Origin of the sequence: Limosilactobacillus ingluviei str. Autruche 4, from assembly GCF_000312405.1 — a bacterium.
GTDB lineage: Bacteria > Bacillota > Bacilli > Lactobacillales > Lactobacillaceae > Limosilactobacillus > Limosilactobacillus ingluviei.
Window position 1 is genome coordinate 1,091,312 of record NZ_HE997173.1, and the last position, 21,574, is coordinate 1,112,885.

23 protein-coding genes and 3 tRNA genes are annotated in these 21,574 nt (G+C 52.0%); 3 read left to right on the plus strand and 23 right to left on the minus strand.

Going from position 1 to position 21,574, the window contains the following annotated elements; translation table 11 throughout:
• Positions 1 to 15: 15 nt before the first annotated feature.
• From BN54_RS05355 to BN54_RS10475, 5 genes are all read right to left on the minus strand, one after another.
• Complete coding sequence (locus BN54_RS05355) at positions 16 to 1,641, minus strand: peptide ABC transporter substrate-binding protein (protein ID WP_019206140.1); 1,626 nt, start codon at positions 1,639 to 1,641, stop codon at positions 16 to 18.
• Positions 1,642 to 2,136: 495 nt separating this feature from the next.
• Positions 2,137 to 2,220: transfer RNA gene (locus tag BN54_RS05360), tRNA-Leu, on the minus strand.
• Between the two features lie 20 nt (positions 2,221 to 2,240).
• Positions 2,241 to 2,312: transfer RNA gene (locus BN54_RS10230), tRNA-Arg, on the minus strand.
• Positions 2,313 to 2,423: 111 nt separating this feature from the next.
• Positions 2,424 to 2,507: transfer RNA gene (locus tag BN54_RS05365), tRNA-Leu, on the minus strand.
• A 192-nt stretch (positions 2,508 to 2,699) separates the two neighbouring features.
• The gene (locus BN54_RS10475; RefSeq protein ID WP_006916985.1) at positions 2,700 to 2,831 is read right to left on the minus strand and encodes a hypothetical protein; all 132 of its coding nucleotides are present in this window, start codon (positions 2,829 to 2,831) and stop codon (positions 2,700 to 2,702) included.
• Positions 2,832 to 3,098: 267 nt separating this feature from the next.
• Here BN54_RS10475 and BN54_RS10480 point away from each other — a divergent pair, with 267 nt between their 5' ends.
• Entirely contained in the window at positions 3,099 to 3,233 is a 135-nt protein-coding gene (locus BN54_RS10480; RefSeq protein ID WP_019206141.1) for a hypothetical protein, read from the plus strand.
• An 81-nt stretch (positions 3,234 to 3,314) separates the two neighbouring features.
• Here BN54_RS10480 and BN54_RS05370 read toward each other — a convergent pair whose 3' ends face one another.
• The 13 genes from BN54_RS05370 to BN54_RS05430 form a co-directional block, all read right to left on the minus strand.
• Entirely contained in the window at positions 3,315 to 4,070 is a 756-nt protein-coding gene (locus tag BN54_RS05370) for an acyl-[acyl-carrier-protein] thioesterase (RefSeq protein WP_019206142.1), read from the minus strand.
• Positions 4,071 to 4,090: 20 nt separating this feature from the next.
• Positions 4,091 to 4,957, minus strand: a complete 867-nt coding sequence (gene rsmI / locus BN54_RS05375; RefSeq protein ID WP_019206143.1) for a 16S rRNA (cytidine(1402)-2'-O)-methyltransferase — start codon at positions 4,955 to 4,957, stop codon at positions 4,091 to 4,093.
• A gap of 90 nt (positions 4,958 to 5,047) precedes the next feature.
• Positions 5,048 to 5,392, minus strand: coding sequence for a DNA replication initiation control protein YabA (locus tag BN54_RS05380; protein ID WP_019206144.1), 345 nt, complete (start codon positions 5,390 to 5,392; stop codon positions 5,048 to 5,050).
• A gap of 1 nt (position 5,393) precedes the next feature.
• The gene (gene holB, locus BN54_RS05385) at positions 5,394 to 6,401 is read right to left on the minus strand and encodes a DNA polymerase III subunit delta' (protein ID WP_019206145.1); all 1,008 of its coding nucleotides are present in this window, start codon (positions 6,399 to 6,401) and stop codon (positions 5,394 to 5,396) included.
• Positions 6,402 to 6,422: 21 nt separating this feature from the next.
• Positions 6,423 to 6,743 (minus strand): cyclic-di-AMP receptor, encoded by a 321-nt coding sequence (locus BN54_RS05390; RefSeq protein ID WP_019206146.1) that lies wholly within the window; start codon positions 6,741 to 6,743, stop codon positions 6,423 to 6,425.
• Between the two features lie 27 nt (positions 6,744 to 6,770).
• Entirely contained in the window at positions 6,771 to 7,412 is a 642-nt protein-coding gene (tmk, locus tag BN54_RS05395; protein WP_019206147.1) for a dTMP kinase, read from the minus strand.
• Positions 7,413 to 7,421: 9 nt separating this feature from the next.
• Positions 7,422 to 7,670, minus strand: coding sequence for a YaaL family protein (locus tag BN54_RS05400; protein ID WP_019206148.1), 249 nt, complete (start codon positions 7,668 to 7,670; stop codon positions 7,422 to 7,424).
• Positions 7,671 to 7,675: 5 nt separating this feature from the next.
• Positions 7,676 to 8,275 (minus strand): recombination mediator RecR, encoded by a 600-nt coding sequence (gene recR / locus BN54_RS05405; protein ID WP_019206149.1) that lies wholly within the window; start codon positions 8,273 to 8,275, stop codon positions 7,676 to 7,678.
• Complete coding sequence (locus tag BN54_RS05410; protein WP_040469982.1) at positions 8,275 to 8,583, minus strand: YbaB/EbfC family nucleoid-associated protein; 309 nt, start codon at positions 8,581 to 8,583, stop codon at positions 8,275 to 8,277. Before BN54_RS05410 ends, recR begins: the two co-directional genes overlap by 1 nt.
• A 27-nt stretch (positions 8,584 to 8,610) precedes the next feature.
• Complete coding sequence (dnaX, locus tag BN54_RS05415) at positions 8,611 to 10,323, minus strand: DNA polymerase III subunit gamma/tau (protein ID WP_019206151.1); 1,713 nt, start codon at positions 10,321 to 10,323, stop codon at positions 8,611 to 8,613.
• Between the two features lie 205 nt (positions 10,324 to 10,528).
• The gene (gene hpf / locus BN54_RS05420) at positions 10,529 to 11,071 is read right to left on the minus strand and encodes a ribosome hibernation-promoting factor, HPF/YfiA family (RefSeq protein WP_019206152.1); all 543 of its coding nucleotides are present in this window, start codon (positions 11,069 to 11,071) and stop codon (positions 10,529 to 10,531) included.
• A gap of 213 nt (positions 11,072 to 11,284) precedes the next feature.
• The gene (locus tag BN54_RS05425) at positions 11,285 to 11,959 is read right to left on the minus strand and encodes a ComF family protein (protein ID WP_019206153.1); all 675 of its coding nucleotides are present in this window, start codon (positions 11,957 to 11,959) and stop codon (positions 11,285 to 11,287) included.
• Positions 11,956 to 13,272: an ATP-dependent helicase ComFA gene (locus tag BN54_RS05430; protein ID WP_019206154.1), complete on the minus strand. Its 1,317-nt coding sequence runs from the start codon at positions 13,270 to 13,272 to the stop codon at positions 11,956 to 11,958. Before BN54_RS05430 ends, BN54_RS05425 begins: the two co-directional genes overlap by 4 nt.
• 88 nt (positions 13,273 to 13,360) lie before the next feature.
• On the opposite strand from BN54_RS05430, the gene BN54_RS05435 reads away from it, so the two are divergent.
• Positions 13,361 to 14,014 carry a YigZ family protein gene (locus BN54_RS05435; protein ID WP_019206155.1) on the plus strand — a complete coding sequence of 218 codons (654 nt, stop codon included), beginning with the start codon at positions 13,361 to 13,363 and terminating at the stop codon, positions 14,012 to 14,014.
• A gap of 74 nt (positions 14,015 to 14,088) precedes the next feature.
• On the opposite strand, the gene BN54_RS05440 is transcribed toward BN54_RS05435, so the two are convergent.
• The 5 genes from BN54_RS05440 to BN54_RS05460 form a co-directional block, all read right to left on the minus strand.
• Positions 14,089 to 14,346 carry a hypothetical protein gene (locus BN54_RS05440; RefSeq protein ID WP_019206156.1) on the minus strand — a complete coding sequence of 86 codons (258 nt, stop codon included), beginning with the start codon at positions 14,344 to 14,346 and terminating at the stop codon, positions 14,089 to 14,091.
• 71 nt (positions 14,347 to 14,417) lie between these two features.
• On the minus strand, positions 14,418 to 16,256 hold the full coding sequence (locus BN54_RS05445) for an APC family permease (RefSeq protein WP_019206157.1): 1,839 nt from the start codon (positions 16,254 to 16,256) through the stop codon (positions 14,418 to 14,420).
• 184 nt (positions 16,257 to 16,440) lie between these two features.
• Positions 16,441 to 18,075, minus strand: coding sequence for a chaperonin GroEL (groL, locus tag BN54_RS05450; RefSeq protein ID WP_019206158.1), 1,635 nt, complete (start codon positions 18,073 to 18,075; stop codon positions 16,441 to 16,443).
• 59 nt (positions 18,076 to 18,134) lie between these two features.
• Positions 18,135 to 18,416: a co-chaperone GroES gene (gene groES, locus BN54_RS05455; RefSeq protein WP_019206159.1), complete on the minus strand. Its 282-nt coding sequence runs from the start codon at positions 18,414 to 18,416 to the stop codon at positions 18,135 to 18,137.
• A gap of 267 nt (positions 18,417 to 18,683) precedes the next feature.
• The gene (locus BN54_RS05460) at positions 18,684 to 19,322 is read right to left on the minus strand and encodes a redox-sensing transcriptional repressor Rex (protein WP_019206160.1); all 639 of its coding nucleotides are present in this window, start codon (positions 19,320 to 19,322) and stop codon (positions 18,684 to 18,686) included.
• Positions 19,323 to 19,507: 185 nt separating this feature from the next.
• Here BN54_RS05460 and BN54_RS05465 point away from each other — a divergent pair, with 185 nt between their 5' ends.
• Complete coding sequence (locus BN54_RS05465) at positions 19,508 to 21,448, plus strand: ABC-F family ATP-binding cassette domain-containing protein (protein WP_019206161.1); 1,941 nt, start codon at positions 19,508 to 19,510, stop codon at positions 21,446 to 21,448.
• The last annotated feature ends 126 nt before the right edge of the window (positions 21,449 to 21,574 follow it).

Below are 21,574 nucleotides of genomic sequence, written 5' to 3' on the forward strand. Positions count from 1 at the left end.
TTCGTTCATTTCAGGCTACTTTTTCCATTGCGCATATTGGTATTGCGCCACCGTGTTAAATGGCCCGTAGTTTAAGCCGGTTACCTTGCTGGAGACCAAGTGGGCTTGGGCCGCCGTGTACAGTGGTACCCCATCCGCATTCGCGTGGACTTGCTTATTAGCTGCTTGCAAAAGCTTGTAACGTTCTGCCGCTGACTTGGTCCCGTCATCGGCTTCGTTCAGCAATTGATCCAACTTTTCGTCCGTGTTGTTGGTAAAGTTGACCTTGTTGCCGGTCTTCAGCAGGCTCAAGAAGTCCGAAGCATCTGGGTAATCAGAATTCCAGTCGGTCAGATTCAGCTCAAACTTCCCAGCAAAGTCGCGGGCAACGTGTTGCGCGTGCGGTAAGGTCGTAACCGTAACTTTCAGACCCTTGAATTCCTTTTGCAGAGTCGATTGCAAGTATTCGGCAACTTGCTTTTGATCGTCCGTGTTGTCGGCCAGCAGATCCAACGTCAGCTCTTTTTTACCGAGCTCTTGTTGGGCCTTTTGCCAGTATTGCTTAGCTAACTTGACGTTTTGCTTTTGTAAATTACCGGCTTCTTTGGCAAAGTCTTTCCCATTCGTTGGGTTCTTCATGTCTCCTTGGGGTACCCAGCCCGTGGCCCCCACCGAACCATCTTGTAAGACCTTCTTGGCTAATTGATTATTGTCAAAGGCGTAGTTGACCGCTTGCCGGAAGTTTTCATTCTTCGTCAAATCATTTTTCCCGTTAAAGTACAGGTAGTACTGGGTCGCCATCAACGCCGTATGCAATTCCTTATTGCCCTTGTTGCCCTTCACATAGTCTGCCGTCACGGAAGTTTCTTGCACCTTGCCGGACTTAAAGAGGTTTTGGGCGGTATTGTTATCCTTGGTAACTTGAACGTTGACCTTTTTCATATGTACTTGCTTAGCTTGGTCATAATTATCGTTCTTGGTGTAAGACCAAGTATCATCAGAGCCCCCATTCCAAGCGGTTACCTTATATGCGCCGTTGTAGACCGCTTTGTCCGATGAACTCCCGTATGTTTGACCGTACTTGGCTAAGTATTTGTGGTTAGCCGGTTTCAGGTTGGCCGCAAAATTATTCTTCATTTCTGCGACGGGCACCTTTTTACTGAAGTTGAATTGAACCTGCCGGGAACTCAAGGCTTTTACCCCCAGTTCGCTGACCGGCTTTTCACCGTTGGCAACCGCCTGATAATTTACCAAATCAGCAATCTTATCCGCTGATTGCGATTTGGTTTTCGGATCAGCCCAGTGTTGCATCGTCGCTACATAGTCTTGGGCCGTGACGGGATCACCGTTTGACCACTTCAATCCCTTTTTCAAAGTAAAGGTCCAAGTCTTGCCGTCATTGGTCACCGTTGGCGCTTTGGCCGCCTCACCGAGGACCACCTTGTTATTCCGATCAAACTTATACAGCCCTTCAAAGGCTTGCGTTTGCATGGACGAACTAGGGGTTTCAATCGTTTTGGCCGGATCCAAGGTCACCGCATTGGCTTTTAAGGTCACGTTTAAATCACCACTGGCCTTTTGATTATTGCCACACGCCGCTAAACTCATTGCTGCTAAAGCGACCCCGGCCAACGTTGCTGCTTTTTTCTTCATGTTCTTCATTTTTGTCAGTCCTTCCGTTTTAATCGTTGTTGCCAAGTATGCTCAAGTTGTTTAATGTCATCTACCATCCAACCAACTCCTTTAGCTAAAACTGGTTAAACAAAAAATCGTCCTAAGTAACTTGCTAGCTACTTAGGACGATCTAAAACCGCGGTACCACCTAAATTTGGCCTGCCATTGCTGACAGTCCCTTTTCCCCAGTCGGATTCAACCAGGGGCACGTTAGCGGGTGCAACCGTGATGCCTTCAAACGGCATCCCGCTCCGGGGTGATCTTCACAAGGTTTGCCCGCCCCGCTTTCACCACCCCGGGGTCGCTTGCTCGGTCAAACGTTGCTACTGTTCCTTTCAACGCGGTTTACTTGTTCAACTGATGATGTTTAAGATTATAGTGAGAATATTTTAATTTTTCAACCCCTTTTTTAACTTTTCTTTTACTTTAATTTGGCAAAGTAACAAAAAAGCCCGCTACCATTACGATAGCGAGCATCTCAAATGCCCCAAACAGGATTCGAACCTGTACATGGTTACCCATACAACGACCTGAACGTTGCGCGTCTGCCAGTTCCGCCACTGGGGCATAGAAGATTAAATTTTAAATGCGCTCCCCGGGAGTCGAACCCGGATTTCGAGAACCGGAATCTCACGTGCGATCCATTACACTAAGAGCGCGTCAACAAGATATATAATATCAAATTTTCCTCCACTTGCCAAGGGGGATTTTAACTTTTTTTCATCCCGTACCAACAAAAAAACGGCTCTGCAACCGAACCGTTTCACCAATGCCCCAAACAGGATTCGAACCTGTACATGGTTACCCATACAACGACCTGAACGTTGCGCGTCTGCCAGTTCCGCCACTGGGGCATAGAATTATTAAATTCTAAATGCGCTCCCCGGGAGTCGAACCCGGATTTTGAGAACCGGAATCTCACGTGCGATCCATTACACTAAGAGCGCGTCATCAACAGGTATTATAATACCTGATTGATAACTAAATTGCAAGCTGTTTCCCAATCTTTTTTGAAAAACCTTGCTAACAACTTGTTATCGATAAAATTACTTTTCGTCAGCTGGCTTTTCCTTGGCCCACTTACGAATTTCTTCGATCTTCTTTTCCTTTAATGCCCGCTTGTACTTAGGAGCAACTGGGCGACGGCCTTGTACACCATGTGGATGTGCTTTACGCATGCTATCTGCCTCCTTTTTCTATCGTTAATAATCAACATTCCGATTGTAACCAACTTTGGGCAAAAAATCAACCTCTGGCGCCCCATTTTTCCCAACTTCTTCCCCACCAGCTAGACCACGATTGTTAAACCTTTAGCAAATTTGTAATGTTAATCTCCCTTGAAAACTAGACCAATTAGCGATATGATATCATCATACTAATTCAGAAGGAAAAAGGCGCGGCCAACCAATCCGCTCTGCCGCGCATCAAATGAGGAGGAACAAACCATGAAACAATTTGAAATGAAGATCCAAAAGGAATTATCCTTAATGCAAGCCCACGCTGACAACAAGGATCGCCACCAATTAGATGCTGAATGTGCGGACACTGAATTGTCCTTGATCAGCGAAGAACTCAACTAGACCAATTTAGCTTATTTTTACGCAAAGCGCCCCTGCTTGCCACCTAGACCAATTTTGGTCCTGGCAAGCAGGGGCGTTTCATTAAGCCGGCACCCATTCAAATTCCGCTTCGGCCGCTAAGCCGGCAGAATTACAAATTTGGTGGTGGGTCACCACCCGATCGGACGCCGGGGTGGTCACAAAGCGACTGGTGACTTGTTCGCCAGCCCGCACCTCATGATCGTACTTCATCTTTACGTGAACCAAGCGGTGGTGCAGCAAAAATTCACGGCCCAAGGGATCCAAGAGCCAGTCAAAGTACACGGCGTTGTTGACGTGATTATTTAAATCAATATCAAAAAAGCGGACCCGATAAGTTTGTCCCTGCCAAGCCGGATCAGGCTGTTCAAGCGTCAGGGGGCGCGGCACCTTTGGCAGGCGCCGACTTTCCGTTAATTGATACGGAGCAATCAAGGCCGACGGAATCGTCACCATTTTGCGTTTGGTCAGATCCATAAAGGCGAAAAGGCCTTGCAGCCGCACCAATTCTTCCCCGGTCGCCGCGCGCACCCAAAAATCGCGGACCACAAAGAACCGATTGTAGGCCGCAATTTTGGTCCCAATCGTGATCGTGTCCCCTTCGCGGGGCAGCTCCGTCAACTCACCTGCGTAATTGATAATTACCCAGCCACCCCCGTAGGCTTTAACTGCCGCCGGTCCGACCTTTAACGTGTCACTGTGCTGCTCCGATGCTAAAATCAGCAGACGAAACAACATTGCCACCGTCAAGTGCCCACTGGCGTCACATTCGTAATATGGAATGGCGTGTTGCATTTCAAATTGATTTAAAATAGTCATCGTTTCTCGTGGTCCCTTCATTAGTCCAAACCATGGTAGGCCTTATATAAGGCTTGGCGATTCAGTCCCCGTTGCTTGGCCACTTGCTTGATCGCCGCATTAGGTGACAAGCCCGTCGCAATCGCGGCGTCAATTGCTTCGGTTGGACTGCTGGTATCAGCGGCTGCAATTGGCGTTGGGTGGTCATTGCCCGCCACCAGGACGACAAATTCGCCCCGCACCGGTTCGCTTTCCGCCCACGCTAAGGCTTCTCCCAAATCCCCCCGCAAGTACTCTTCGTAGCGCTTGGTTAATTCACGGGCCAACACCACGCGCCGTTGGGGCCCAAAGACTTCAGCCATCGTCTGTAAAGTCTTTTTCAAGCGGTGGGGCGCTTCATAAAAAATCAAGGTCTCCGGCCGGCCTTTTAGCGCCGTCAAAGCCGTTACCTGTTGCTGGTGTTTGCGCTCCAAAAAGCCATAGAAGGTAAAGGGCTGCGGGACCAACCCCGAAGCGATTAAGGCCGTCAAGGCGGCGTTGGGCCCCGGCAAAGCTACGACCGGAATCCCAGCATTCGTGGCCGCGGCGACCAACTCCTTGCCGGGATCAGAGATCGACGGCATCCCCGCATCACTGCACTGGGCAATTTGCTTGCCCGCTTGCAAATCGGCCAACAATTGGGGCACCCGTTGCTCGTGGTTGTGCTCATGCAAACTGACCAACTTTTGCTTAATTGCAAAGTGGTTTAACAACTGTTGGGTGTGCCGGGTATCTTCAGCGGCAATCAAATCCACGGTTTTGAGCACTTCCAGCGCCCTCATTGTCATATCACCCAGGTTGCCAATTGGCGTTGGCACCAGGTATAACGTCCCCATCTCAGTCGGGGCAAAACTGCTTACTTGCTGCATAGTTTCCTCTCTTTTCTGCGTGTCGTAGTTAGTTTAAGGGTACCAAAAAACAGCGGGTGCAAACAAGGCTCCCCGCTGTTTTTTAGTGCTTTAGGCTTGCTGGTGGCGACCATAGATCGCATCCAGACAAAAGGTGCACGATTCGTGATCTTCCAAGCGTTTCCCGTACATATCGTTGCAAACGTGGAAGCCTTCTTGGTACAGCTTTTGCAACATTTTGCGCGAATCCGATAAGCCCTCTTCTTGCTTTTTTCGGTGCTGCTTATTGATCACCTCATGCAAATGATCGTTTTCAATCGCTAACTTGGCGTTTTCCGCCAGGACCAGACTTAATTTTTCGGACAGGACTTCCATGCTGTCGACCAGGTCCTTGGTTTGGCGCGTTACCGCCGCAAATTGCTCATAAATATCACTCATGTCAAAATGGTCTGCCACCTTACCTGCCCCCTTCTGGCTTGATAACTGCAAGTTGGCGCAGGGTTAATTGCTCTGCGACCGTTTGAAAGTTTAAATTCTGATCCAATAGTTTCCGGCACTCCAGGGTTAACTCACTGGCTGCTAAGACCCGCGCAGCCGGGAGGGTTTGGCTTTGGGTTGTCAGTTCCGCAGCCCACTGCTGAAAGTGCAGCCCGGCTTGAACCCCATTTTTAACCAGCAAGGCATCCCGCCACAGCAAGGTCATTAAATCCAAGAGGACTTGCGCTTGTTGCCGTTCGTTTGCCAAGGGCACCAAATCGGTCGCCACCTGGACAAAGGCCAGCGCTTGCCCCTGACTGACCGCCTTAAACCACTGCCAAACCGCCGCCACCGCCTTTTGGAACCAGTCATCAGCCAACCAGGCCTGGGCCAGCTGCGCATCCGTCGTCAGCCCCAGCATCACCGGTTGGAGATAAGGCGGCACCCCCGCGGCTTGTAAATTGGCTTGCACCGCCTCGGTACTCAGGGGCAATAATTCCAGCACCTGGGTCCGGGATTGAATCGTGGGCAAGACGGCATTTTTGTTGGTAGTTAACAGTAAAATATAGCTCCCTGGGCCTGGTTCCTCAATGAATTTCAGCAGTGAATTGGCCGCACTGACCGTCAGCTTTTCGGCCGCTTCAATGATAAACATTTTGGTTTGGCCTTCCATCCCAGTCTTAGTGAATTCGGCCTTAAGGTGCCGAACCTGATCGACTTTGATCTGCCGCCCCTCGGCCTGAGCAATCACGACATCAGGGTGATTGCCCGACAAAATCCGCTGGCATTCCGGGCACGTCCCGTCGGGTTGGCCAGCCACCACGTGTTCACAAAATAAGCGCATCGTCAACCACTGGGCCAGGGCCAGTTTGCCGGACCCACTGGGGCCGACCAACAAATAAGCGTGGGCCAATTCACCTTGCGCAATTACCCGTTGCATCCGGGCCAACAATTGCGGCTGTAAAAGTTCTGCTTGAAAAGCCACCATTTCCTCCCGTCTGCTTGCTCACTAGAAATGAATGAATTGATCGACCGGCAGCACAAAGACCGTGGCACCACCGACTTGAACGTTCATTGGCACCGCATTGGCGGCATTGTCAATGTACGCCGATGGGGCCACGAATTGTTCGCGGGTCTTGGCGTTTTCCTTGATAATCGCCAGGGTTTGGTCCACGCGGTCGTCATCAACCACGATCATAAAGGTGGTATTGCCTTCCCGCAAGAAGCCCCCCGTGGATTGCAGCTTGGTCGCCCCGATTTTGGCCTTCGCCAGGGCCGCTTGCACCTTGCTGGCATCCTTTGGTTGTACAATTGCCATCAACATTTTCATGGTAATTCCTCCATTCTGCTTTCCGTGTTACAGTCCCAAGCGCGCCTTGATCACGGCCAAGACCGCGGCAACCACTGCCGCTTGGGGTTGGTTGGCATCAACTTTGACAATCCGCGCCGGATGTTGGGCAGCCAATTGATCAAAGGCCGCATGGACGGTTTCGTGAAAGCTCAGAGCTTCTTCATCCAAGCGGTTGACTTGATCGGCCCGGTGTTGGGCAATCCGGGCCAAGCCCACGCGCACCGGCAGATCTAAATAAATCGTCAGCTGGGGCATGCAGTTTTCCACGGCATACTGGTTTAATTCCCAAATTTGGGCCATCCCCAGGCCCCGGCCGGCCCCCTGGTAAGCAACGGAACTATCCACGTAGCGATCTGATAAAACAATCTGTCCCGCTGCCAAGGCCGGCTTGAGATCTTCCACAACGTGTTGCCGACGGGCGGCCGCAAAGAGCAGGGCCTCGGTCCGGGCATCCATTTGCCGGTTGGCATCATCAAACAAGACGGCCCGGATTTGTTCGGCAATGTGGTTGCCACCGGGTTCTCTGGTTTGCATGATCCGCTGGTCGCCCCAACGTTCGGCCAACGTCGCAGCCACCGCCGTCATAACGCTGGTCTTCCCGGCCCCATCCGGTCCTTCAAATGAGATAAAAAAGCCTTGTGCTGTCATGTGCACCCCCTAATTTTGGATAACCCCGTCGTTTAGCGTCCCGTGCACGTGCCGTTGCCGCGCCAAGTTATACAAGTACAGGTACTTTTGTTCTTGTAATTTGGTCCGTTCCACCAATTCGGTGTCAACCTGACTTTCGTACACCGCCTGGGCCGTTTCCTTCGCGTGATCCCAACTGGCCTTAGTCGCATAGATCAACGCTAATAAATCTGCATTCGCTGCCTGCTTCACATCAGGCGTGCGCTTAAAAAGGCTCATCCTGTCTACATCTCCGTTCGTCCTTGCACCGCCTTAAAGAGGGTTACTTCATCGGTATAATCAATATCGGCCCCCGCTGAGAGTCCGTGGGCCAAGCGGGTTACTTTGATCTGAGCGGGTTTGATTAATTTCGCCAGGTATTGGGCCGTCGTTTCCCCGTCCAAGGACGCATTGGTCGCAATAATCACTTCGTTGATCTCGGGATGGCTCTTCAAGCGCTCAATCAAGCTGGGAATATTAATATCCATCGGTCCCGTCCCGGCACTGGGGGAAATCGTCCCGTGCAAAACATGGTACAGGCCGTGATATTCATTCATGCGTTCCATAGCCATGATATCCCGCGAGCGTTCCACCACCAGCAGCGTCTTTTGGTCACGCGAAGCATCCTTACACAAGGGGCAGGGGTCATCTTCCGTAATGTTACCGCAAATCGTGCAATAGTGCAGATCCCGTTTCACCGCAGCCAGGGCACTGGCAAAGTCCTTGACGTCTTCATCCGCCATTCCCAAGGTGTAAAAAGCCAGCCGGGTCGCCGTCTTTTCGCCAATCCCGGGTAGCTTCATATACGAAGCAATCAGCTTGGCAATTGGTTCCGGGTACTGCATTAGAGCCCCAGCCCCTTCGTGTACTTGCCCAACTTGGCTTGGGTAGCTTGATCCACTTGGGCCAAGCCATCATTAACGGCGGCAATTACTAAGTCACTCAGCATTTCTGGATCATCTGGATCCACCGCTGCCGGCTTGATTTGCAGGTCGACTAACTTCTTGTCACCGGTAAAGGTCGCCTTCACCATGTCATCTGGGGCTACCCCAGTAAAAGATTGGGCAGCCAAAGCGGCTTGTTCTTCCATCATCTGCTTTTGCATCTTTTGGGCTTGCTTCATCATTTGTTGCATGTTCATTCCGCGCATCATAATCTTCATCCATCCTTTATCGTTAATTTAGTTGTCTTCAATTTTAATGCCGTCCGCGCCAAATAATTGTTGGGCCTGGGCAATCAAGGGGTCAGCCGGCGGCGTCGGTGCCTTGGGCGCCGCCGCTTTCCCGGCCTGATCGTAATACCCCCGCGAGGTCAAAAATTCCTGGCGAATCGTCGGCCACTTGCCACTCGGAACAAAGGCCACCTGCCGGGCCGTCCCACTGACTTGTTGCAAGGCTTGGCCCAAAGTCGTAGCTAAATCACCACCAGCCGCCTTGGCCAACAAAAAGTCGTTATCGTAAGCAACCACCACCCCAGCGGGACTGGCCGCCACCGGCTTGGCTAAGTTTAACAGGGAATGTTGGGCCGGTGAAAGCAAGCTCAGCGCATCGCCCCACAGCTCCCGCAAGTTGGCCAGATCCGCCTTAGTGGCGTGATCAAGCACTTGGTAAACCTGCTCAACATTCAAGCGAAACTCCCCGGACCGGCCCCCCGGTTTCTTGGCCGCGGAGCGCACCGTTGGTTGACTCGCCGGAGTAGCGGGTTGAGCCGGCCGGTTCAGTAAGCTCTGAACCTGCTTTTGCAGCTCGGCGATTTGCGCTTGCAGCTGCGCAATTTCCGCCGGTGCCGCCCCCGCTGCCGAACTGGCAGGCCGTTGCTGACTGAGCCGAACCGTGAGCACTTCCAGGTAAACGTCCGGGTGGGTGGTAAACCGCATTTCCTCTTGAATCTCGTTGAGCGTATCGATCATTGTGTATAAGACCGGCGCAGCGGCCGCCTGGCTCAACTCCTCAAAGTCAGCCGCCGCTAAGCCCGTCGCAGCCAGGGTTAATAAGTCCGGCGATTCTTGGTAGAGCAAGATGTCGCGAATAAAGGAGATCAAGTCTTCAATAAACCGCTGACCGTCCTTGCCTTGCCCCAAGACTTCCGTCATCGTCGCCAACGCTTGGGCACTGTCGCCTCGGGCCACTTGCAAGAAGTACTGCTTGAGCAATTGCTTGGTCACACTACCGGTCACCAACAGGGCATCTTTGAGGGCCAATTGGTTGTCACTAAAGGACAGGGCCTGATCAAGAATGCTCAGGGCATCCCGCATGCCCCCTTCCGCCGCATTAGCAATCACCCACAGCGCCTGTTCATCATAGGCCAAATCCTTTTGGTCCAAGATAAACTTCATCCGCTCAAACGCATCCTGGGCACTGATGCGGTGAAAATCAAACCGCTGCACCCGGGACAGGATCGTCAACGGAATCTTGTGGGGTTCGGTCGTCGCCAGAATAAAGATCACGTTGGCCGGCGGTTCTTCCAATGTCTTCAACAAGGCATTGAAGGCCCCCGTCGACAACATATGCACTTCGTCAATAATGTAGACCTTGTAATCCGCCTGGGTGGGCGCGTACTTAGCCTTATCACGAATGTCGCGGATTTCTTCGACCCCGTTGTTGGAAGCCGCGTCAATTTCGATTACGTCGCCAAGCTGGCCGGCTGTAATGGCCTGACAAGTCGGGCATTCGTTGCATGGCTCACCATCCGTTTGGTGGTGGCAATTAATCGCCTTGGCAAAAATCTTGGCGGCCGAGGTTTTCCCGGTCCCCCGGGGCCCCGCAAAGAGGTAGGCGTGGCTGATCTGGTTGGTAATAATGGCATTTTTTAAGGTGGTGACCACTAATCCTTGCCCCACCACATCACTAAAGCGTTGGGGCCGCCATACCCGGTATAAAGCCTGATAGCTCATCGCAAATTCCTCCCATAATCAATCCTAGCCAGTCTTTGAACGCCCCTTGACGTTCAAAGTTACTCTACCCATTATACTAGCTTTTTGGCTCGTGCGGGAAAATTTACGATCACCGTAAGAAAAGAAAAAAGGAATGGTGATCGCCACCATTCCCCTGATTTGCATTTCAAGCGCTAACGAAATGCTTCATCACACAATTGGTATTTTAGTTCACTTCAATCAAACCGTACCGGCCATCCTTCCGACGGTAAACAATACTGGTTCCGTTGGTTTCGGAGTCTTCAAAGACAAAGAAATCGTGGCCAAGCATATCCATCTGAAGAACGGCTTCTTCTGAATCCATTGGCTTCAAAGAAATTTGCTTCGTCCGCACAATCTTTAATGGATCCGTAGCCGGTTCATCATCTTGGGTGTTGACGAATTCAAGTCCCTTAAAGCCCTTTTCCCGGGCCTTACGATTTACCTTCGTCTTGTACTTCCGGATTTGCCGCTCAAGCTTGTCGGTTACCAAGTCAATGCTGGCATACATATCGTTGGAAGTTTCTTCTGCCCGTAAGGTTAAGTATGGCAGTGGAATCGTCACTTCAACCTTAAACGTCTTGTCGGTGTACACCTTCAAGTTAACGTGAGCAGTGGCTTCAACGTTGTCCTCAAAGTACTTTTCGAGCTTGCTGATCCGCTTCGTTACATAATCACGGATTGCATCAGTCAAGTCAACGTTTTCTCCGCGAATATTGAATTGTAGCATTGTACCTCTCTCCTTTCAGTACAAGCGATAAGGCTTGCGAAATATCAAGAAAGCCCTTTCCTTGATATCTTACTTATATTATAGAGGAATAATAAAAAATATACAATCATTTCCGGAAATCGTTTTCTTTTTCTTGGAAATTCTCACAAAATTACCGGATTTGCGATCATTTTTGGCAATTTTGGTTGACTTTTACTCAATTTAATGCACTGTTTAACTGGCCAACACCAAGCCCCGAATTTCCGTGCACCCTACTTGCCACAACAAACTGGCCGCATGGTAAAACGTCCGGCCGGTGGTGTAGACATCATCTACCAAGACCACTGACTGGCCCGCTAAACTTTGGGCCGCCTTCGTCAAGGCAAACGGTTGGGGCGTTGCCAGCCGCGCCGCCCGGTCTTTTTCCGCTTGGCGCCCCTTGCGCTGGCCTTTGACTTTAAGGGCCGCTACCCGGTTTAAAGCCAATAAGCCATTCACCTGGTTAAACCCGCGGGTGGCCATGGTCTCCGTACTGACGGGTACGGTCACAACCAAGGACCCGAGTTGGCCAGCCCGGGCTGTCAATTCCGCTTGAAAAACGCGCCGCAACTGGTAATCGCCCTGAAATTTATAACGGTGCATGAAGTCTTTCATCGCCTGATTATATTGATAGCAAGGCGTCACCGGTACCAAGCGGCCAAATTGATCTTGCCACGCTCGACATTCTGCACACAGCTGGCCCTGCGGACTGGTCCGCCCACACCCCGGACAATGCGGCGCCGGCCAGGGGGCGAAGCTGGCTTGACAGGCCGCGCAAATTACCGGCGGCCGAACATCCCCCCACCGTAGCAACTCGAGCAAAGTGGGCCGCCAGGCCAAATTGCCCCCACACAAACAACATCCCGTCATTGCAACCGCCGTCCTTTCTGGTTGACCAGCCGAATTTGTTTCATCGCTAACACCACATTCCGGGCATACGCGCTCAAAAAGAAGGTCACCTCCCCATCCGGGCGGCTACTGGCCCGCCCCACCCGGCCCGCAATTTGGACCAGGGCCGCCGCCGAAAAGACCGGGTCGTCCGCCCCGAGCACCAGCAAATCAATGGCCGGGAAAGTGACCCCGCGTTCCAAAATGGTGGTGGTCACCAAAAACGCCAGCTGGTGGTGCCGCATTTGCAACACCTTGGCTTCCCGTTCGGGATCGGCGGCATGCACGGTCGTAAAGGCCACCGCCGGAAAGTGGTGCCGTAAAACAGCGGCCACTCCCGGTAAATCGGCAACGTGGGGAACGAAAAACAAAAATTCTCGTTTCGCTGCCAAGCGTTGACTAATCCAATTCAAGACCGCCGCTGGTAAACGCCCCCGTTGGACCTGCTTGCGCCAGTTCCAGACCAAAACCGGGTGAATCGGCGGCAGTAAATGGCCGTGGTAGCGCAAGGGCAGGTAGCTGATTGATAATTTCCCCTGGCGAACCTGACGCAACAGGCGCGCGTCCGGCGTGGCCGTCATTAACAATAACCCCCCGGTCGGTTTCAGCGCTTGTTGGGTTGCATAATGCAAGCCCGGCTCCATGGCGTACGGGAACGCATCCACTTCATCCACAATCAGCAGGTCAAAGGCGTGATAAAACCGCAGCAACTGGTGAGTAGTACAAATGGTCAGTTGGCGATAAGCATATGGCTCGCACGCCCCACCATACAATAAGGCCGGGGTCAGGGCAAAGTCCCGCTTAAAGCGCGGGTATAATTCCCGACAAACATCAATCCGGGGCGAAGCAATCCCCACGCGTTCCCGGCGCTTTAAAGCCTGTTCAATTGCCGGGTAGGTCATTTCCGTTTTGCCGGCCCCGGTCACCGCCCATAGTAAGTGGTGGGCGTGCTTGCCCATTTGTTGTTTGACCACGGCGGCCGCTTGCGCCTGCAAGGGCGACAATTTTCCTTGCCACCGCAGCACCGTCGCCGGCGGCGAAAATTGATTTGGCTCCTTAACATGGTAAAATTTATTTAACGTCGCGACCCGGCCTAAATTCAGGCAGGCCGGACAATAATACTGGGCGTTGGGCAAGGCGACCGCGGCCCGATCAAAGCGTTGGTTGCACCGCAAACAGCGCACCTGCTGGCCTTCAATTGCCATGGTGGGTAAGACTTCCACCCCCGCTGGCGCGGGCAGGGCCGTTGCCGCTGGGACCAATTCCCGGCGCCCATATAACAATTCAATTTCCATTTTTTCACCCCCTACTTTATATATACGTCAAAAAAGCGAATTTTTACTTTTTTAAGGGGGCAAATTTTAATTCCGGAGGAAAAGCACGATGAGCCAAGCCCAACCCTACATCACCATTGCAGCTGATACGACCTATGAGGTCACCATTAAGAAATCGCGCTTCATTTGTTCGTTGGCGCGGGTAACCAATGAAGCCGCCGCCCAGGCCTTCATCAGTCAAATCACCAAAGAGCACCGCAAGGCAACCCATAATTGCTTTGCCTACCTGCTGGGCGAGCACGATCAAATCCAACGCGAAAGCGACAACGGTGAGCCCAGTGGGACCGCGGGCGTCCCGATTCTCGAAGCCTTGAAATTAGAGCACCTCCACGACGTTTGTGCCGTCGTCACCCGTTACTTTGGCGGGATCAAGCTCGGGGCCGGGGGATTGATTCGGGCTTACAGCAACACGACGACCGGCGCGATTCACCAAGCCGGCCTAATTAAACGGATCAAGCAGACAACTTTGGATATTACCGTCCCCTACCCCCTGTACGACCAAGTTAACTACTACCTTAATCAAGCCGCCCTGACCCAAACGGCACCGGATTATGCCACCGCCGTCACGGTCCACGTCTTTGTCGATGAAGATCAGGTTGAGGCCCAAATTGCTGCCTTAACCACCCGCTTTAACAACCAGTTGACCATCCAAAAAGGCACCCCGCGCTTCCACGAGGTGCCCCTGACCAATGATGAAAATTAGATGCTTTCCCCGCTGCGGCCCAGTTGCCGCAGTTTTTTTACGCACTGAAGTTGACCCGGCGAAGGAGGAGCGGGCTAAACCAACGTCTCTAGCCCCCGTAAAACCACCAAGACCAAGCAGAGGCCCAGCAGCCACCAGGTCACCTTGCGTACCCGGGGATTGTGGGCCTGCCACTGCGACCAGTTTAAGCTCAAGTAGGCGCCCACAATCAGTCCACTGCCAAAAATCCCCAACCAGCCAGAATGAAACCAGTTGTCCTGCACGGAAAATGACGCCATTAATAAAATTCCGCCGAGCCCTGCCACGGTCGCCCCGAGTTGTCGTTTCTGCATTTGCTGATCCTTTCTTATTTGCCAAGCAAAAGGGCTGGTAAGAAAAGCGTCTTTTCTCCCAGCCCCAGCCGTTATTCGTGTAAGTGATAATTGTAAGTGGAAACAATGATGTTCTGCCGGCTGTTTAACAAGGTCCGCAACCGCAGGGCGGTTTGGTTATGCAAAGCCAGCTGCCACGGGTGCTTCGGCACAAATTGCGGTACCAGCACCGTCGTCGAATAGTTCTTGGCCTCCGCGCGTTTGGCAATCACATCGACAAACCGCAGGGTCGGCGTTGCAATCGACCGGTAAGACGAGTGAATGTCAACGAACCGGACATCCGGGTATTCGGCCTTAAATTCATTAGCCGTTTTGTGTTCTTTGCCCGGATTTTCATCAAAGGAAACGTGCATCGCAATCACGTAGTCCCCAATCGAGCGCGCGTAATTGATCGCCCCACGGGTCACCTGCGTAACGTTACCAACTAAGACAATCACCGTCGCCCCATCGTAATCATGCAACTGCACCTTGGTCTTTTCGGCCACCCGCAGCTGCTTGCCTACCTTTTGGTAGTGGCTGTGAATGTTGTGGAACAACAAGAGCAGCATTGGCATGATGATCAAGTACGGCCAGACGTTGCTAAAGTGTTGCCAGAACAAGAAGACCACCAGGGCCAAGGAAATCAAGGCCCCAACCAGGTTAATGGCGGCCTTGCCCAGCCAAATACCATCGCGTTCCCGGAACCAGTGGATAATCATCCCAGATTGGGAAAGGGTGAAGGGCACAAACACCCCCACGGCGTACAGCGGAATCAATAAGTTGGTCTGCCCATGGAAAATCACGATCAAAATCATCGCCCCCACGGCCAGACTGATAATCCCGTTGGAATACCCCAACCGGTCCCCCCGGTCCATAAAGGCGTGCGGCAAGAACTTATCCTTAGCCATATTGTAAGCCAGGATCGGAAAGGCCGAGAAGCCGGTGTTGGCCGCCACAGCCAAAATCATCGCCGTCGCCAATTGCAACAGGTAAAAACCGACCCCGTGGCCGCCAAAAACGGTCGCCGCAATTTGGGACAGAACCGTCGCCCGGGGGTTAGGAATGATCCCAAAGTAAAAGCTCAGGAAGGTAATGCCCGCGAAGAAGGCCGCCAAAATCAGACTCATAATCGTCAGGGTGCTGGCCGCATTCTTCTCCTTGGGAGCGTTAAAGTTTGGCACCGCATTACTGATCGCTTCCACCCCGGTCAAGGAAGCTGACCCGGCGGAAAACGCCCGGATCAACAAGACCAAGGACATCCCCGCTACGGGGTGCCCATAGTCAGCTGGGGCGTGGTAAGCAACGTGCCCAGTTACGATGTTGATCAACCCCCAAATGATCATGACGGAAATCATCACCACGAAGAAGTAGACTGGGATCGTCAAGAAATTGGCACTCTCGCTCATCCCCCGCAGGTTTAAGAGCATGATCGCCAAGACAATGAGCAACGAAATCGGTACCGAGTACTTATACAGGGCCGGAATGGCTGAAGTAATCGCTTCAGTCCCCGAGGTCGTTGACACCGCCACCGTCAGCATGTAATCGACCAACAGCGACCCCCCGGCAATCAAGCCCCCGTTGTCGCCCCAGTTCTTCGTTGCCACCACGTAGGCCCCACCCCCACTGGGGTAGGCGTGAATGATCTGGCGGTAGGACAAGGTAATTGCCAACAGCAAAATCAAGACCACGGCCGCAATTGGTAACGAATACCACAAAGCCGCCGCGGACAAGGTTACCAAGACGGTCGTAATTTGTTCCGTCCCGTAGGCAACCGACGATAAAGCGTCCGATGACAAGAGGGCCAAGGCCTTGAACTTCGTCAAGTGGGCCTGCCCTTCATCAAGGGTTTTCAGTGGTTTCCCAATCAAAACCCGTTTCAGATATCGCCACATTTTTCTCTCCTATATAAAAAACAATTGTAAGATTTCACCCCACGCAATCCAAATGGCGGATTTACGTGGGGCCATTTGTAGATTGTAACGCAAGCGCTAGTGAAATGACAAGCATTCCTCTAAATTTCTTTGGCATGCAAAAAAGCCGCGGTCGCCCGCGACTTTTGGTTAAATTGGCAAGGGATTACATCATCCCACCCATGCCGGCACCAGCGGCTGGGTTCATTGGAGCAGCGTCCTTTGGTTCTGGCTTGTCGGCGACCACAGCTTCAGTGGTCAACAACAAGGCTGACACAGAGGCCGCATTTTGCAATGCTGAACGGGTAACCTTGGTTGGGTCCACAATCCCGGCTGCAACCATGTCTTCAAACTTGTCTTCCGCCGCGTTGTAACCAATCCCTGGTTGTTCGTTCTTCAGTTGGTTGATAATCACTGAGCCTTCAACCCCAGCGTTTTCGGCAATTTGACGAACTGGTGCTTCTAAGGCTGCCTTTACGATCTTAACCCCAGTTTGCTCGTCACCCGTCGTTTCGGCTTCAACCTTTTCCAAGGCTGGGATAACGTTTACCAAGGCCGTCCCACCACCAGGAACGAACCCTTCTTGCACAGCGGCCCGCGTAGCGTTCAGGGCATCTTCGATCCGGTACTTGCGTTCCTTCAATTCCGTTTCCGTAGCGGCACCGACCTTAACAACGGCAACCCCACCGGCTAACTTCGCTAACCGTTCTTGGAGCTTTTCTTTGTCAAAGTCAGAGGAAGTTTCGGCAATGGCCTTCTTGATTTGTTCAACCCGGTCAGCAATTGCGGCCTTGTCCCCGGCCCCGTCAACGATCGTCGTGTTGTCCTTAGTAACCGTTACCTTGTTGGCTGAACCAAGTTGGTCAATCGTCGCGTCCTTTAATTGCATCCCTAAGTCATCAGAGATCACCGTCCCACCGGTCAAGACTGCGATGTCTTCCAGTTGGGCCTTGCGCCGGTCACCAAAGCCTGGCGCCTTTACCGCTACCACGTTAAAGGTTCCCCGAATCTTGTTGAGAACCAAGGTTGGCAAGGCTTCACCCGTAATGTCATCGGCGATGATCAACAGGGCCCGACCTTCTTGCACAACGGATTGGAGCAGTGGCAAGATGTCTTGGATGTTGGCAATCTTCTTGTCCGTGATCAGGACGTATGGGTTGTCCAGGTTAGCTTCCATCTTGTCGTTGTCAGTAACCATGTATTGGGACATGTACCCGCGGTCAAAGCTCATCCCTTCAACCACGTCCACGCTGGTGTCCACCCCACGGGAGTCTTCAATCGTGATAACCCCGTCGTTACCAACCTTTTCCATTGCGTCCGCAATCAATTGGCCTACTTCTGGGTTTGCAGCAGAGATCGAAGCGATTTGTGCAATGTCATCCTTGGTCTTGACATCGTGACTCATCGTCTTCAATTCAGCCACGGCTGCGGCCGTAGCCTTTTCGATCCCGCGCCGGATGCCAACTGGGTTCGCCCCGGCCGTCACGTTCTTCATCCCTTCGTTGACGATCGCTTGGGTCAGGACCGTCGCCGTGGTCGTCCCGTCCCCGGCAATGTCGTTAGTCTTGGAAGCAACTTCAGAAACCAGCTTGGCCCCCATGTTTTCAAAGTGATCTTCCAATTCGATGTTCTTGGCAATCGTCACCCCGTCGTTAGTAATCGTTGGGGAGCCGTAGCTTTGTTCTAAGACCACGTTGCGGCCCTTTGGTCCAATCGTCGTCTTAACCGTGTCAGCTAACTTGTCAACCCCGCGCAACATTGCCCGACGTGCATCTTCAGCAAACTTCAATTCCTTTGCCATTCTTATTTCACCTCAAATTAATTTCAAACTTAATCAATTGGCCAACTTAATCGTGGCGGTTAATCAATCACGGCCACCAGGTCTTTTTCGTGAACGACCAGGTACTTTCCCCCGTCGTATTCAACTTCCCGGCCGGCGTACTTATCAAAGAGGACCTTATCGCCTTCCTTAACGCTTACGGCAACGTGTTGACCATTGTCCAAGGTCCGCCCTTCACCGACAGCAACAACCTTCCCCGTCGTAGGCTTGTCCTTGGCGTTGGAAGCTAACACAATGCCCCCAACCGTCTTTTCTTCTTCTTCAGCTTTCAGAACTACGCGATCTCCTAATGGCTTTAACACGTTAATCCCTCCATATAATAATTCTAGTTTCCGTAATTTTAGCACTCCTGGTTGAGGAGTGTTAGCACTCAACCTCGTTCAGTGCTAATTACATTTTCTACTATAACACGGTTCAGTCAGATTGCAACCAAAAAGTTTGACCTTTTTTGACGTATTGGCCGAGCGATTGGTAGAGCGCCGTTGGCATCGGTATCAAAAAAGCTGCCCCAGCTCAGCTGGAACAGCGCTAACGAACCCAAGCCACACCCGCTTGGGAAAAGCGGCGAACTAATCTTGCCCCTTGTTGCTTTCAATAAAGTAAATCAAGGTTTGCAATTCATTCGTCAAATCAATATTTTGGACTTGGACATCCTTGGGAACTGACAACCGGACTGGAGTAAAGTTTAAGATCCCGTGAACCCCCGCTTCAACGAGTTCATCCGTCACGGCCTGGGATTTTTCCCCGGGCACGGTTAAAATGACCGCGTCAATTTGTTGTTCTTTAATCTGCTTCTTTAATTCAGACGCCGGATAAACCGGAATCCCACTCTTGATCGTATTCGCCAATTCCGGCTTCGGATCAAAGGCCGCGCTGATCCGTAAGTTGGTGCTTTGGTGGAAATTGTAATTCATCAAGGCACTCCCCAGGCTCCCGACCCCGACTAAGGCGACACTGGTCAGCTTGTCTTGGTTCAAGATCCCCCGGAAAAACTTTAACAGGCTCTCGACATCATAGCCGTAGCCCCGCTTCCCTAATTCACCAAAGTAAGAGAAGTCCCGGCGAATCGTGGCAGAGTCAACTTGGACTGCCTCTGATAATTCAGTCGATGACACCCGCTTCTTATTGGCATTCAAGAGCACGTTCAAGTAACGGTAATAGACCGGCAGTCGCTTGGCTGTCGCCCGCGGAATTTTCCGAGATGGCATGTTCACATTCCCTCCTCAACTAAAAATTTATGGTTCTTGTGAATTTAGCATACAACTTATTCTAGCAATTCCCGGCTCCTTTGTGAACCTAATTGCAAGAAAAGTTATGGTTGGTTGGCAAAAAAGCATGGTAAAATTTGGATTGACTGAAGATAAGAACGGATAGAAAGATAGGTTTTGACAAAATGCTTGTATTGCAAACCCACGACGTCTTGCGCCGGTTTGGGGCGGACGTTTTATTTCACAATATCAACTTACAAATCAATGATCAGGCCCGGGTCGCCTTGGTCGGCCGCAACGGGGCAGGGAAGACGACCTTGCTCAAGATCCTGGCCCAAATTACCGAACCCGATGAAGGGACCCTGGCCGTCGGCAAAAACGTCACGATCGGTTACTTAGCCCAGGATCAAGGCCTCGACAGTCAAAATACGATTTGGGCCGAATTAGACGGCGTCTTTGCGCCGCTTCACGCGATGGAAAAGCGGCTGCACGCTTTAGAAGAACAGCTGGCCAGCGTGGATGCCACCAGTCCGGCCTACCAAGAAATTCTCAGCGAATATGATCGCTTGCAAACCAGCTTTAAAAAGCAGGACGGCTTTGCCATTGATTCCAAAATTCGCGGGGTCTTAACCGGCTTTGGCTTTAGCGAAGCCATGTATGAGATGCCGGTCAATTCGCTCTCCGGAGGGCAAAAGACCAAGTTGGCCCTGGCCAAAATCCTGCTCCAAGCCCCCAACTTGTTGATCCTCGACGAACCAACCAACCACCTTGACATGGGGGTTTTGAGCTGGTTGGAAGACTACTTAAAGGGGTATGCCGGGGCCTTATTAATCGTGTCGCACGACCGCTACTTCTTAGACAAGGTCGTTAATGAAGTCTATGACCTGGATAACAAAACGTTGACCCACTACACCGGGAACTACACTGCTTTTATGCACCATAAGGCCGACAAGCTCAAAGCTGAACTAAAGCACTACGAACAACAGCAAAAAAAGATTGCCGCCTTAGAAGACTTTGTCAACCGCAACATTGTCCGCGCTTCGACAACCAAGCGCGCCCAAGCCCGGCGCAAGCAGCTGGAAAAAATGGACCGCTTAACCCGCCCGGTCAGCGATGACCGCTCCATTCACTTCTCCTTTACCTACGGTGAACCAAGCGGCAACGACGTGTTAACGGTGCAAGATTTAAAAATCGGCTACCACGACCAGCCCTTAGCCGGCCCCTTCTCCTTTACTGAAACCAAGGGCCAGCGAATCGGCATCATCGGCCCCAACGGGATCGGCAAATCCACGCTGCTCAAGACCCTCTTGCATAAACTACCGGCCATCAGCGGGGAGATTAAGTTTGGGGTCGGCCTGCAAATCGGCTACTACGACCAGGAGCAACAACAACTGCACCCGGAAAAGACCGTCCTCGATGAAGTGTGGGATGACCATCCAGAAGTCCCCGAAACCGAAATTCGCTCCTTGCTGGGGAGTTTCTTATTCGTGGGCGATGACGTTTTTAAGCTGGTCAAGGACTTATCGGGGGGACAAAAGGCCCGCTTGGAATTAACCAAGCTCTCCTTTGAACCGATCAACTACTTGATTCTCGATGAACCGACCAACCACTTGGACATCGACAGTCGGGAAGTCTTGGAAACGGCGATTAATGAGTTCCCGGGGACCGTGCTGTTTATCTCCCATGACCGGTACTTTATCAACCAAGTGGCCACCGACGTCTTGGCGGTAACCAAGGATCAGATGACGGCGTACGAAGGCAACTACGACGACTACCTTGCGGCCTTAGCCAAGCAAGCGGCCAGCCAGCCGGCCACCGCAAACCCGACGACCACCAGCGCGCCATCGGCAAAGCAACAATCCTACCAACAAAGCAAGGAAACCCAACGGGCCCGCCGCAAGCTCCAACGCCAAGCCGATCAATTGGAACAAACGATGACGGACTTGAGCGAACAACAAGCTGCGATTGAAGCAGAGATGAGCAAGCCCGACATTGCCACCGACATTGCCAAGCTCAGTGACCTACAAAAAGAGTTGGATCAAGTCAGTGCCAAGCTGGCCAAGACTGAAGAAGCTTGGGCCGATGCGGCCGAAGCCTTGGAAGTCTTTGATCAAGAACAAGCATAATCAGCCGCATTAAAATTGAACGCTCGCCTAAGTTTACACAAACCGCTGCCCTTGGGAGCGGTTTTCTTTTGGGCAGCAGGCAGATGTGGCATAATTATCACATGAAAAATATGTACAGAAAAAGGA